This window comes from Amycolatopsis pretoriensis (assembly GCF_900107925.1).
Classification (GTDB): domain Bacteria; phylum Actinomycetota; class Actinomycetes; order Mycobacteriales; family Pseudonocardiaceae; genus Amycolatopsis; species Amycolatopsis pretoriensis.
Window position 1 is genome coordinate 299716 of record NZ_FNUJ01000004.1, and the last position, 12177, is coordinate 311892.

The 12177-nt window shown below is 72.3% G+C and carries 11 protein-coding genes and 2 pseudogenes; 10 read left to right on the forward strand and 3 right to left on the reverse strand.

What is annotated here, in order from left to right:
* The first annotated feature begins 781 nt into the window (after positions 1-781).
* The 10 genes and pseudogenes from purD to BLV96_RS18945 all read left to right on the forward strand — a co-directional run bounded on the left by purD (position 782) and on the right by BLV96_RS18945 (position 9661).
* Positions 782-2053, forward strand: a complete 1272-nt coding sequence (purD, locus tag BLV96_RS18900; RefSeq protein ID WP_086675986.1) for a phosphoribosylamine--glycine ligase — start codon at positions 782-784, stop codon at positions 2051-2053.
* A gap of 115 nt (positions 2054-2168) precedes the next feature.
* On the forward strand, positions 2169-2549 hold the full coding sequence (locus BLV96_RS18905; RefSeq protein WP_208608264.1) for a hypothetical protein: 381 nt from the start codon (positions 2169-2171) through the stop codon (positions 2547-2549).
* Between the two features lie 25 nt (positions 2550-2574).
* Positions 2575-3141: a DUF3558 family protein gene (locus BLV96_RS18910; protein WP_086675992.1), complete on the forward strand. Its 567-nt coding sequence runs from the start codon at positions 2575-2577 to the stop codon at positions 3139-3141.
* Positions 3142-3150: 9 nt separating this feature from the next.
* The gene (locus BLV96_RS18915) at positions 3151-4722 is read left to right on the forward strand and encodes a hypothetical protein (protein ID WP_086675983.1); all 1572 of its coding nucleotides are present in this window, start codon (positions 3151-3153) and stop codon (positions 4720-4722) included.
* 2 nt (positions 4723-4724) lie between these two features.
* Positions 4725-5483: an ESX secretion-associated protein EspG gene (locus BLV96_RS18920; RefSeq protein ID WP_086675982.1), complete on the forward strand. Its 759-nt coding sequence runs from the start codon at positions 4725-4727 to the stop codon at positions 5481-5483.
* A 133-nt stretch (positions 5484-5616) separates the two neighbouring features.
* The gene (locus BLV96_RS18925; protein WP_086675981.1) at positions 5617-5928 is read left to right on the forward strand and encodes a hypothetical protein; all 312 of its coding nucleotides are present in this window, start codon (positions 5617-5619) and stop codon (positions 5926-5928) included.
* 20 nt (positions 5929-5948) lie between these two features.
* A pseudogene (locus tag BLV96_RS50735) lies at positions 5949-6209 on the forward strand (WXG100 family type VII secretion target); the annotation flags it as partial.
* A gap of 1761 nt (positions 6210-7970) precedes the next feature.
* Positions 7971-8186 (forward strand): annotated as a pseudogene (locus BLV96_RS18935) (transglycosylase SLT domain-containing protein); the annotation flags it as partial.
* Positions 8187-8195: 9 nt separating this feature from the next.
* Entirely contained in the window at positions 8196-9368 is a 1173-nt protein-coding gene (locus tag BLV96_RS18940; protein WP_086675980.1) for a pyridoxal phosphate-dependent aminotransferase, read from the forward strand.
* A 101-nt stretch (positions 9369-9469) separates the two neighbouring features.
* Positions 9470-9661, forward strand: coding sequence for a hypothetical protein (locus BLV96_RS18945; protein WP_086675979.1), 192 nt, complete (start codon positions 9470-9472; stop codon positions 9659-9661).
* Here the strand turns inward: BLV96_RS18945 and BLV96_RS18950 are convergent.
* The 3 genes from BLV96_RS18950 to BLV96_RS18960 all read right to left on the reverse strand — a co-directional run bounded on the left by BLV96_RS18950 (position 9658) and on the right by BLV96_RS18960 (position 12173).
* Complete coding sequence (locus tag BLV96_RS18950; RefSeq protein ID WP_086675978.1) at positions 9658-10470, reverse strand: SAM-dependent methyltransferase; 813 nt, start codon at positions 10468-10470, stop codon at positions 9658-9660. The genes BLV96_RS18945 and BLV96_RS18950 overlap by 4 nt on opposite strands.
* 84 nt (positions 10471-10554) lie before the next feature.
* A complete protein-coding gene (locus BLV96_RS18955) occupies positions 10555-11133 on the reverse strand; it encodes an HAD-IA family hydrolase (RefSeq protein WP_086675977.1) in 579 nt (192 codons plus the stop codon).
* Positions 11134-11150: 17 nt separating this feature from the next.
* Positions 11151-12173 (reverse strand): threonine aldolase family protein, encoded by a 1023-nt coding sequence (locus tag BLV96_RS18960; RefSeq protein WP_091389342.1) that lies wholly within the window; start codon positions 12171-12173, stop codon positions 11151-11153.
* Positions 12174-12177 lie beyond the last annotated feature (4 nt).

Here is a 12177-nt window from a genome sequence, read left to right on the forward strand (position 1 = left end):
TCGCAAGCGTCCGAAGTGCGTATCCGGGCGAACCGGACGGTGAACGCCGCGTGGACTCCTGCTCGCGCGGCCCGGTTGGCATGAACGACTCGTTCACTTCGCCGGGTGTGATGAACGGGTCTTTCATGACGTCTCGCGCGCTCGCGCTCGCGCGGCACCTGCCGTCCTTGGGCGGGGTTCGGGGTCCGGGGCTCCGGCAAAGTCGCGCCGGCGGGCCGGACTTGCTCTCGCGCTGCCCTCTCGCTTGGGTGAGCGGGGGCCGAGCGGCCGGGTTGGCGGGCGCTCGCGCTGCGGGCGGCCGGTCCCCACGAGCTGCCCCGCTCGCGCAGCCGCCTGCCCGTGCGGCAGCCCGCCGGCACAGCAGCCCGCCGGCACAGCAGCCCGCCGGCACAGCAGCCCGCCGGCACAGCAGCCCGCCGGCACAGCAGCCCGCCGGCACAGCAGCCCGCCGGCACAGCAGCCCGCCGGCACAGCAGCCCGCCGGCACAGCAGCCCGCCGGCACAGCAGCCCGCCCTCCCTGGGGGAACCCCCGCTTCCAGCGTATCGGCGCCCTCCGACGAAACTCCCGGATCGCCGGGGCCGGAAGCCGAGTTGTCCACACCGGTGGCGACTTGTGGACAAGCCCGTCGGCCGCCTCCCCGTCCGGCGCGGCCGGCGGCGGAATGTCCGGCTCCTCCCTGCCTGGCCGTCGCCCGTCACCCTCGGCGCGACCGTCCTCACCCGCCGTGCCGACCGACGGCGAAATGTCCGGCGCGGGACCGGCCGGATACGCTGTGCGGCGTGCGCGTACTGGTAATCGGCTCCGGCGCCCGTGAGCATGCCCTCGTCCTCGCGGCCTCCGGTGACCCCACGGTCACCGCGCTGGCCTGCGCGCCCGGCAACGCCGGGACCGCCGCCGTGGCCGAGCAGCTCGGCGTCGATGCCGCCGAGCCCGAGGCCGTCGCCGCGCTCGCCAAGAGCTGGCAGGCCGATCTCGTCGTCGTCGGGCCGGAAGTTCCGCTCGTCGCCGGGGTCGCCGACGCCGTCCGCAAGGCGGGCATCGCCTGCTTCGGGCCCTCGGCCGCCGCCGCTCGCATCGAAGGCTCGAAGGCGTTCGCTAAGGACGTCATGGCCGCCGCGAACGTGCCGACCGCGCGCAGCGAGGTGGTCGACAACCCGGCCCGCCTCGACGCCGCGCTCAGCCGCTTCGGCCCGACCTGGGTGGTCAAGGACGACGGCCTCGCCGCCGGCAAGGGCGTCGTCGTCACGACCGACTACGACGTCGCGCGCAAGCACGCCATCATGCTGCTCGACGGCGGCCACCCCGTCCTCCTGGAGTCCTTTTTGGACGGTCCGGAGGCCTCGCTCTTCTGCTTTGTCGACGGCAACACCGTCGTCCCGCTGCTGCCGGCTCAGGACTTCAAACGCGTCGGCGACGACGACGCCGGCCCGAACACCGGCGGCATGGGTGCCTACGCGCCGCTGCCCTGGGCGCCCGAAAACCTGGTCGAGGAGCTGGTCGAGCGGGTCGTCCAGCCGGTCGCCGACGAGCTGGTGAACCGGGGCGCGTCGTTCTCCGGCCTGCTCTACGCCGGGCTCGCGCTGACGTCCGAGGGCCCGCAGGTCATCGAGTTCAACTGCCGCTTCGGCGACCCGGAGACGCAGGTCGTGCTGGCCCTGCTGCGCAGCCCCATCGCCGGGCTGATGCACGCCACCGCCACCGGCAAGCTCGCCGAGCACCCGCCGCTGGAGTGGGCGGGCGGCGCCGCGGTCACCGTCGTGATCGCCGCCGACGGCTACCCCGGCAAGCCGCGCACCGGCGACGTCATCGGCGGCGCCGAGCTGGAAGGCGTGCTGCACGCGGGCACCCGCCGCCGCGACGACGGCGCCGTGGTCTCCTCCGGCGGCCGCGTGCTCTCGGTCGTCGGCACCGGCAAGACGCTCAAGTCGGCGCGCAAGCACGCGTACGAGACCGTCGAGAAGATCCACCTCGCGGGCTCGCACCACCGCACGGACATCGCCCTCAAGGCGGCGAACGGCGAGGTCGGCGCCCCGGCGAAACAGCGCGCCTGACGGGCGGAACCGGGGGCCTCCGGTCTTCGTCCAACCTCAGGCCATCGCTACACGTGGGTTGGTAACCTCGACGGGAAGTCGGCCGGTCACTGTCCGCATGACGTCAGGGGAGAGCATGTCAGGACCCTCGTACGACCTCAGCCCGGCCGTCCCCGTGGCTCCGGCCGCCGCGGACGTCCTGGTCCACCCGGACAAGCTGCTCGACGTCGCCCGGATCGTCGAAGAACAGGCCAATGCCCTCGAAGACCAGCTGCTGACCAAGCTCGGCCTGCTGCGGATCGACGCGCCGTCGGCCGACGTGATCAGCACCCAGTCCATCGAGGCCTGGAACTCCCTCATCGCCGACGGCGACCGCTCCTACGCGGGCCAGGTCCGCGAGTACGTCGCCGGTCTGAAGCGCCTCGTCTCGCAGCTGCGTGACGCCGCGAAGGACTACAAGGTCAGCGACGAGGAGAAGGCGGCAGTGTTCGGTGACCGCGGCAAGCACGGTGCGTAGCCGGACGCTGCGGATCACCGGGGGCGTGCTCGCGACGGCGGCGCTCGCCGGCTGCTCGGCGGGCACCGAAGGCACCCCGTACCCGGTCGAGACAGCCGCGACAGCGGCGTCGCAGAGCGCCAAGGCGGCCCAGCTGCCACAGCGCCCGGCCGACCTGCCGCTGCAGGGCGTCAACCTGTGCGAGCTCTTCCCGCAGGTGCAGCTCGACGCGCTGAAGATCACCAGCACCCCGCGCGAAGGACCGTCCTCCGACGGGCCGACGTGCGTGTTCGACGCCGACGGCGCCGAGCCGGTGCACGCCTACCACGTCCGGGCCGTGACGGCGGACCTCGGCGAGTGGATCACCGGCGCCCGCAAGAAGAACAGCATGACCACCGAGCCGAAGACGATCGGCGGCTACCCGGCGCTGACGAACTACCGCGCGGCCGGCGACCCCGCCGACTGCGAGGCGCTCGTCGGCGTCGCGCGCGGCCAGACGATGGCCGTCCAGACCTTCGCCATCACCCGCGGCCAGCTCACGCAGCCGCAGCTGTGCGAGATGTCGGTGCACGCCGCCGACATCGCGTTGCAGTCCTTGAAAGCACGCAACTAGGGAGGGCGCGTGGAATTCTCCGAGCTCGCGGCCGGCATCCAGAACCACCGGTTCGACGGCTGGACCAACACCGCGATCGCCGACCAGATCACGCGGATGGTCAACGGCGACGGCACCGGCAGCATCGGCACGGCCGTCGACGCGCTGAAGGCCGTCGCGACCGCCCTCGCCCACACCGACCAGACGCTGCGCGCGCAGCTGCTGAAGCTCGGCGTCGAATGGCAGAGCCAGGCGGGCGGTGCGGCCGGCCAGGTGCTGACCGAGCAGGCCGGGTTCTCCCAGGACGCCACGACGAAGGTCGCGCACGCCGCCGAAATGGTGTTCGAGCAGGGCGAGTCCTTCAACCGCACCAAGTACAAGCTGCCGGACGCCGAGACCGTCCGGAAGGGTGCGGGCGGCTACACGCTCACCGACGGCCTGCTGCTGTCCCTGATCGGCTTCGAGACCGACCACGCGCGTCAGGTCGAGGCCGCGAACAACGCGAAGGAGCAGGCGAAGCAGGCGCTCAACGAGTACGCGCAGGAAAGCGGCACGAACCTGCTTTCGACGCAGTCGCTGTCCGACCCCGAGTCGCTGAAGCTGGCCGCGCCCGGTATCGCGCCAGGCGTGCTGGACGTCGCGGGCGCCGCCGTCGCGGTGACGCCGGACGGCGGCGTGAAACCCGCTTCGGACAAGGTCCGCTCGGTGCACGTCGATCCGCCGGTGGCGCAGCCGGTGTCGCACCCGGTCCACGCCGACCCGCCGACCCCGGTCTACGGCGTCGCGGCGCAGCAGCCGTCCCGGCCCGTCGCGCAGCCGCCGCGCCAGACCGGCTCGGTGACCGCGCCGGCCGCCCAGCACACGACACCGTCGTCGTCGACGACCCCGGCGGGTGTCAAGCCGCCGACGTCGACGCCCGCGCCCGGCTGGGTCAACGCCCCGGGCCGCGGCACCGCGTCCGGCGACTCCACCCACTTCTCGCCCGGCCTCTCGGTCGGTGCCGGCGGTGACCAGTTCGTCCCGCCGGGTGCGCCCGGCTCCCTGCCGCCCGGCTCGTCCCCGGCGACGGCGCCGATCAAGTCGCTCGGCGGCGGGGGCGCGTCCGGCGGCTCGACCGGCCTCGACAGCTCGGCCGGCCGCGGCGCGGACGGGCTGCTGGCCAAGGGCCGCACGGTGGGGTCGATGCCGCAGCCGCCGCTCCCGCCCGGCCAGTTCACCGCCGAACGCGGGTTCACGGTCAAGCCCGGCGCGACCCCCGGCGAAATCGGCGCGGGCGCGGCGGCGATCGGCGCGGGCGCGGCCGGTGGCGCGCTGAGCGGCGACAAGGAGCGCCAGCGGCGCGAAAAGGGCCCGGCGAAGGGCCCGGTGCGGCCGCTGCCGGTCGGCGAGCTGCCCGAGGAAGAGGCCGCGGCCCTGCGGAAGTCGGAGCAGATCAGCCCGAAGCAGAAGCCCGGCGAGGCGAAGTTCCTCAACGAGGCGGCGCCGCGCGAGGACGACGCCGAGCACGTCCGCCGCTTCGGCGTCGACGACCAGGACCTGTTCGCCGACCAGCGGATGGTCTCGCCCGACGTCATCGGCGACCACGAAGGGGACGGGCGCTGACCGTGTCGCTGGTGCTGTCCGCGCACGAGTTCGACGTGCTCTGGGAGTCGCTCGAACTGCCCCGCCGCCACGTCGCGCTGGACGTGCCGAGCGAGGGAACCACCCACGGCGAGCGGCGGGAGCTGGTGGACGCGGCGTGGGCGTCGCTGGGTGAGCGGCGCCTGGCCCGCAACCGCCGGGTGACCGGCGAGGTGGCCGACCAGCTGCACCTGCTGGCCCGCCCGCAGTACGGCATCGACGTCTGGGTGTGGGCCGAGCGCGAGATCCGCGGCCGCGCGGTGAGCGCCCGCGGCCAGGCGGTCCTCGCGGTGGTGGACCACGGCGAGGTCTGGCTCATCCCGGCGACCGAAGACGGCCTCGCCGAGACGGCGGTCTCGGTGGCGGGCGACCTGGGCCCGGGCATCGGCCAGACGGTCAGCATCCCCTACGACGTCCTCCGGACGGCCGATTCGGCGGCGAAGGGTGACGCGAAAGCGCTGGTCACGGCGTTGGAAGACCGCGGCGTCGAACTGTTCCACGCCCAGGAGCTGTCGGGGATGCTGCTGGGCCAGGAAGCCCGCGGCCAGTTCGGCGCGGAGCGCGTCGGCCGCGACGGCGTCGTCCACCGCGCGGGCCGCGTGGTGGCGTTCTTCGACACCGACGCCGGCCGGTACCTGTTCCAGGTGGTGTCGGACCGCGAAGGCCGCGAGTGGGCCACCGTGACCCCGGCCGACAACGCCCTGCTCGCGACGCGGATCCGCGAGCTGCTGGCGGAGGCCTGAGCCCCGCCGGGTGGAAGTTGCCCGGGATCCGTACGCGCGCCCCTCGGGAAGTCATAAAGTAAGCGCGGGAACCGTCCCGGTCACGGCGACGTCTGATCGGGCGGATACGAGTTTCCGAAGGGGATGACGAGCCGTGCCTGTCTACGACACCGAATCGATGGCCATCGCGGCCGGCCAGGTGGAGAAGCTGAAGGACGAGTTCGAGAAGTCCAAGCACAAGGTCACCGGCCTGGACCACGAGAAGGAAAGCCCCTTCGGCGGGATGGACGAGACGGGCGACGCGCACGGCGCGGTCGGCAAGTTCAAGGACGGCGTGCACAGCCAGTTCGACGCCGCGGGCAAGCACATGGAGGCGCTGGGGTTCGCCATGCGCAAAGCCGCCGGGCTGATCGCCGAAACCGACCAGGTCGGCGCGAGCGACCTGACCCTCCACGTCGACAAGTGAACTGAGCAGGGGGCACGAAAGTGGGCTTGAACGGGGTCGGCGCCGGAACGCCGGACAATTGGGACGCTTTCCTCAAGAAGGTCCAGCAGGTCGAAAAGGTCGACCTGCAGAAAATCACCGACGCGGCAACGCAGTTCCGCGAGGCGGGCAAGAACGCGGGCGACCACAACGCGTCGCTGAAGACGTCCACCGATTCGCTGGACGCGAAAGTCTGGGCCGGGCCGGCCGCCGACCAGTTCTTCACCTACGTCCGCCAGGTCCGCGACGCCGGCACCAAGGTGCAGACCCACCTCGAAGACGTCGCCAAGGACCTCGACGACCTGCAGGCGAGCCTCGCGCAGATCAAGAAGAGCGTCCAGGACAAGCAGGACGGCGCCGAGAAGGCGGTCAACGCCCGCAACCAGCAGGCCCAGACCGCGATGGACGCGGCGGACCGGGCAGCCGCGGCGCACGCGCAGGACCCGAACAAGCCGGCCCCCGCCCAGAGTTCCGCGGACATCAAGGCGAAGGCCGCGACCGACATCCACGACATCACCGCGGGCTTCGACGGTGACGTGGCGGGCCTGCAGACCCAGGCCGACACAGCGATCAAGGCGTCGCAGAAGCTGATGTCCCAGCAGATCGAGGGCGGCTACGACCAGGTCCCGCTCCCGGCCAGCACCCCCGCGGCCCCGCAGAGCACCGGCGGCATCCACAGCAACGGCGCCTCCCACCACGGCGGTGGCGGTGGCGGCGGAGGAGGCGGCGGTGGCGGAGGCGGCGGCCTCGGCCCGAGCGGCGGCCCGCCGTCGTCCCCGCCCCCGGGGAACGTGCAGCAGTGGATCCAGGAGGCCATCAAGGCCTTGCAGGCCGCCGGCGTCCCGGTGACGGACGCCGACATCCCCAACATCTGGGCGATCATCCAGCACGAGTCGGGCGGGAATCCCAACGCCATCAACAACTGGGACTGCGTGCCCCTGGACACGCAGATCCTGACCCGGCGCGGCTTCCTCAAGCACGACGCGGTCGAGGTCGGCGACGAGACGATCGGCTTCAACCCGGCCACGGGACGCAGCGAGTGGACGCGGATCACCCGGGTCGTCCACCACGAGAACGCCGAGCTGGTCCGGCTGGGCAACTCCCGCTGGGAGGCGACCACGACGCCGAACCACCGCTGGCTCAACCTGCCGCGGGTGCACGTCCGGCGCACCGGCCTGCCCGTGGTATGCCCCGAGTGCGGCTGGGAACCGCGTGCGGAGCACCAGCCGGAGAACGGCATCGCGGTCCACCGGCGCAAGAAGCACGGCGTCGTTTCGCCGAAGCAGGAGAACCGGTACGAGACCGAGCCCAGCTTCGTCACGACCGGCGAAATCCGCTCGCGCGACCGGATCCTCCTGTCGGCGCCCGCCGCGACCGGGTCGACGCTGGACGTCAGCGAGACCGAAGCGGCGATCCTCGGGTGGATCGCCGGTGACGGCCACGTCGAGACCCGGCGGCACCGCCCGACCATGTCCATCGCGCAGTCGAAGCCCGAGATGGTGGCGAAGATCCGCGAGCTCCTCGACGGCGTGCCGCACGCGGTGTACGTCGACGACCGCGGCGGGTGCGGACCCCGGCACCAGTTCCGGCTGGACCACGACTACGCCCAGGACCTGCTGGCGCGGGCGGGGAACCCCAAGTCCGACGCCGTCACGCAGGTGCTGGCGATGTCCGACGGCCAGCGCGCGGCGTGGCTCGAAGCGATCATCGACGCCGAGGGCACCCGGTACCTGCGGCCCGGCTACTCCGAACCGCAGGTGGTCGTCTACCAGGCACCCGGTGCCGTCCTCGAGGCGATCGCGCTGGCCGGCTACCTGTCCGGATCGCGGCCGCGCGTGCTCCCGGTGGAGCGGGCGAACCAGCCGGAATCCTGGCAGGCCGAGTTCGCCGTGCACCTGAACAACCCGATCGTCACCGGCGCCTTCCTGCGCAAGGAAGCCGCCGGGCGGGCCGACGTGTGGTGCGTGACGACGGAACTGGGCACGTGGACGGCCCAGGAAGGTGATCACCTCTTCCTGACGGGCAATTCCAATGCCGCCGCGGGGCACCCGTCCAAGGGGCTCATGCAGTGCATCGACTCGACGTTCAACGCCCACAAGCTGCCCGGCCACGACAACATCTACAACCCGGTCGACAACATCATCGCGGGCGTCCGGTACTCCTACGACCGCTACGGCGGCCTCGGCAACGTGCCCGGCATCAAGGCCATGGCCCACGGGGGTGCCTACCAGGGCTACTAGCCTGGCCCCATGGCCGACCTCGAGGCGGGTCCCGCGCTGCGGGCCGGTGTGCCGCCCTTCCACGTCATGGACGTCCTCTCCGCGGCGGGCGCGCGGCAGCGCAGTCACGGCGATCTCGTGTCGCTCGCCGCCGGGCAGCCCTCCGCTCCCGCGCCGAAGCCCGTGCTCGAAGCCGCGCAAAAAGCTCTGCAAGACAGCACTCTCGGCTACACCGAACAGCTCGGCATCCCCGAGCTGCGCGAGGCCGTCGCCGGGCACTACCGGGGGAAGTACGGCCTGGACGTCGCCGCGCGGGACGTCGTCATGACCACCGGGTCGTCCGGCGGGTTCCTGCTGGCCTTCCTCAGCGCCTTCGACCCCGGTGCCAAGGTCGCGATGGCGCGGCCCGGCTACCCCGCCTACCGGAACCTGCTGTCGGTGCTCGGCTGCGAGGTCGTCGAGTTCGCGACCACCGCCGAGACGAACTTCCAGCCCACCGTGCAGCTGCTCGACGAGCTCGGGCCGATCGACGGGCTGATCGTCGCCAGCCCGAGCAACCCCACCGGGACCGTGCTGCCGCCCGGGGAACTCGCCGCGATCACCGGCTGGTGCTCGTCGCACGGGGTCCAGCTGATCAGCGACGAGATCTACCACGGCATCTCCTACGGTGCCGAGCTCGACTGCGCGTGGCAGTTCGGGCGCGAGCCGCTCGTGCTCGGCAGCTTCTCGAAGTACTTCGCGATGACCGGCTGGCGGCTCGGCTGGATGCTGGTGCCGCAGCGGCTGCACCGCGCGGTCGACGTCCTGACCGGGAACTTCACCATCTGCCCGCCCGCGGTTTCGCAGTACGCGGCCCTCGCCGCCTTCACGCCGGAGGCGTACGCGGAGGCCGACGCGCACGTCGAGCACTACCGCGCCAACCGCGACCGGCTCTTCGCCGGGCTCAAGGGCATCGGCCTCGACAAGCTCGCCCCCGCCGACGGCGCCTTCTACGCGTACGCCGACGTCAGCGCGTACACCGAGGACAGCCTGAGCTGGTGCCAGCGGCTGCTCGCCGACACCGGCCTCGCCATCACGCCCGGCGTCGACTTCGACCCGGTCGACGGCGGCAAGTACGTCCGGTTCTCCTTCGCCGGCAGCGCCGAGGACATCGACGAAGGCGTCCGGCGGCTCGGCGGGTGGCTGCGCCAGGGGGAACCCTGATTCATCCCTGAACGTTGGCTCGCTGAGGGGAGTTTCCCCGGCCGGGGTGCCACAGTGGAGGCATCAGGCCGGAGGGGCCACGGGAGCAATCGGAGGAAGCCATGTTCTGGAAGATCGTCGGCGGCCTGATCGTCGCCTGGGTGGCGTTCATGGTGCTGGGCGCCGTGATCGGCTTCGTGTTCAAGGCCGTCCTGTGGATCGCCATCATCGGCGGCATCGCGTTCCTCGGCGCGGCCGGCTACAAGGCCATCACCGGTGGCCGCAAGGACCCGCGCCGGATCAACCGCTACTAGGGGATCCGCGCCACGCCGCCCAGTGACGTCCAGTTGACCGGCGTCAGCGGCGCCAGGCGCGGCCCGTCCGGCCACCAGAGGTGCGGCGCGGTCAACCCGGGCTCGAGCAGGTCGAGGCCGTCGAAGAACGACGCGATTTCGGCCCGCGTGCGGTAGCGCGTGTCGAGCCCGGTGCCGCTGAACCGCCTTTCCAACGCGGTCGCGACGCCGGCCGCTTCGGAGCCGTCGTCCGGGTCGTGCTGGTGCAGCAGGATCAGGTACGAGCCCGGCGCCAGCGCGCCGACGTAGGACTTGACCACCTGCCGCGCCTGCTCGAGATCCGCGATGTGGTGGACGACCGAGCACAGCACGAGCCCGACCGGCCGGTCGAGGTCGATGAACCGCCGCACGTCCGCGAGGGTTTCGCCGGGACGCAGCAGGTCGCTGCCCGAGATGTGCGTGAAGTCGTTGTCGACGAGCAAGGCCCGGCCGTGCGCCTGCACGACCGGGTCGTTGTCGACGTAGACGACGTGCGCCTCGGGGTTGTACTTCTGCGCCACCTGGTGGGTGTTTTCGACCGTGGGCAAGCCGGAGCCGAGGTCGAGGAACTGGTCGACGCCGAGCCGTTCGGTCAGGTACCGCACGGCGCGCACGAGCCACTGCCGCACTTCCCGCGCCATCGCGGGAGCTTCCGGCGCGATCGCCAGGATTTCGCGCACCGCCGCCCGGTCGGCTTCGTAGTTGTCCTTGCCGCCCATCAGGGCGTCGAAGACGCGGGCGCTGCTCGGCCGGTCGAAGTCGACACGGGCCGACGGTCGTTCGCTCGTCATGGCGGCCTACCGGGGTCGGGGGTGCGTGCAGCCTAGGCCACGAACGATCACCACCGGTAGGCGGTCGTGCGGTGCGGGTGAGGGTCAGTCCAGCCAGGCGCGCGCCGCGTCGGCGCCGTTCCACACCTCGGCCTTCAGGCCCACCGCCCGTGCTCCGTCCACATTGGACGGCCGGTCGTCGAAGAACAGGCAGTCCGCCGGCTCCGCGCCCAGCTCGTCCAGCAGCAGGCGGAAGATCTTCGCGTCCGGCTTGACGCACCGGACGTCGCCCGAGAACACCATCACGCGGAAGTGGCTCGCCCACTCCTGCGCGCGGGCCCACTCGCCGAACACCACCGGTGCGTTCGAAAGCAGCGCCAGGTTCGCGCCCGCCCCGGCCAGCGCGTCGAGCAGTGCCGCGGACGACGGCTCCAGGTGGCCCCAGCCCGCGACGTCGATCCGGGTCAGCTCGGCCGACATCGCCTCGTCGACGGCCACGCCGAGCTCGTCGCCGACGCTCTGCCAGTACTCGAGCGGCGTGCAGCCGGCGTCGAACGGGATCCGGAGGTCCCAGTACGCCTTCTCGAACTCCGGCAGCGGCGCCCCCAGCAGCGCGGCCATCTCCGGGCGCGCGAGGCTCGGTTTGCTCAGCACGTCGCCGTAGTCGAACACGATCCAGTTCACGGTTGTCCCCAGTTGAGTCACGCGCCGGTCTTGATCCGGCGCAAAGCTTCTTCGACGTCGGCCGCGCTCAGGTCCCGGTGCGTGACGAACCGGACCCGGCCCGCCATCGGCACCGCGCGGATGCCGAGCGAGTCGAGCCAGGCGAGCGCGGTCGGGATGTCCGGGACGTCGGCGAGGACGATGTTGGTGTCCGGCTCGTTCGTCGGCCAGCCGTGCTCGCGCACGCCCTCGGCGAGCCGCTGCGCGTTCTCGTGCGACTCGGCCAGCTCGGGGATCCGGTCCAGCGCGACCAGGCAGGCCGCGGCCAGGACGCCGCCCTGCCGGACGCCGCCGCCGAGCATCTGCCGCATCCGGCGCGCCCGCTCGACGAACGCGACGCTGCCCGCGACGACCGAGCCGACCGGCGCGCCGAGGCCCTTGCTGAAGCAGGCCGACACGGTGTCGACGCCGACGGTCAGCGCGGCGGGCGGCACCTCCAGCGCGACCGCGGCCTGCCAGAGCCGGGCGCCGTCGAGGTGCACGGTCAGGCCGGCTTCCTTCGCGACGGACAGCAGCTGGGCGTGCTCGTCGGGCGGGGTCACCGCGCCGCCGGCCGCGTTGTGCGTGTTCTCGAGGCAGAGCAGCGATGTCCGTAATGTGAAGTACGGTCCGGGTTGTCCGATCGCGGCCGCGAGGGCGTCGGGCGATGGGCGGCCCGGGCCGCCGTCGTGCTCGAGGATGTCCGGCATGCCGCCGGCCAGCCACGCCGCCGAGCCCAGCTCGTTGGACAGCACGTGGGCGCCCCGCGTGGCGAGGAACCGGTCGCCCCGCTGCAGGTGGAGGCTCAGCGCGACGAGGTTCGCCATGGTCCCGCTCGGCACCCACAGCGCGGCCGGCATGCCCAGCACGTGCGCCGCGCGTTCTTCCAGCTCCTGGACGGTCGGGTCGCGTTCGAGGACGTTGTCCCCGACCTCGGCGGACGCCATGGCCGCGCGCATCGTGTCATCCGGACGGGTGACGGTGTCGGAGCGGAAGTCCAGCGGCGGCAGCGTGAAGGTCACGGAG

Excerpts from the sequence above, each read along its gene's own strand:
- BLV96_RS18945 (WP_086675979.1), top strand. The coding sequence starts at position 9,470 with ATGTTCTGGAAGATCGTCGGCGGCCTGATCGTCGCCTGGGTGGCGTTC.
- BLV96_RS18905 (WP_208608264.1), top strand. The coding sequence starts at position 2,169 with ATGTCAGGACCCTCGTACGACCTCAGCCCGGCCGTCCCCGTGGCTCCG.
- BLV96_RS18950 (WP_086675978.1), bottom strand. The coding sequence starts at position 10,470 with ATGACGAGCGAACGACCGTCGGCCCGTGTCGACTTCGACCGGCCGAGC.
- BLV96_RS18940 (WP_086675980.1), top strand. The coding sequence starts at position 8,196 with ATGGCCGACCTCGAGGCGGGTCCCGCGCTGCGGGCCGGTGTGCCGCCC.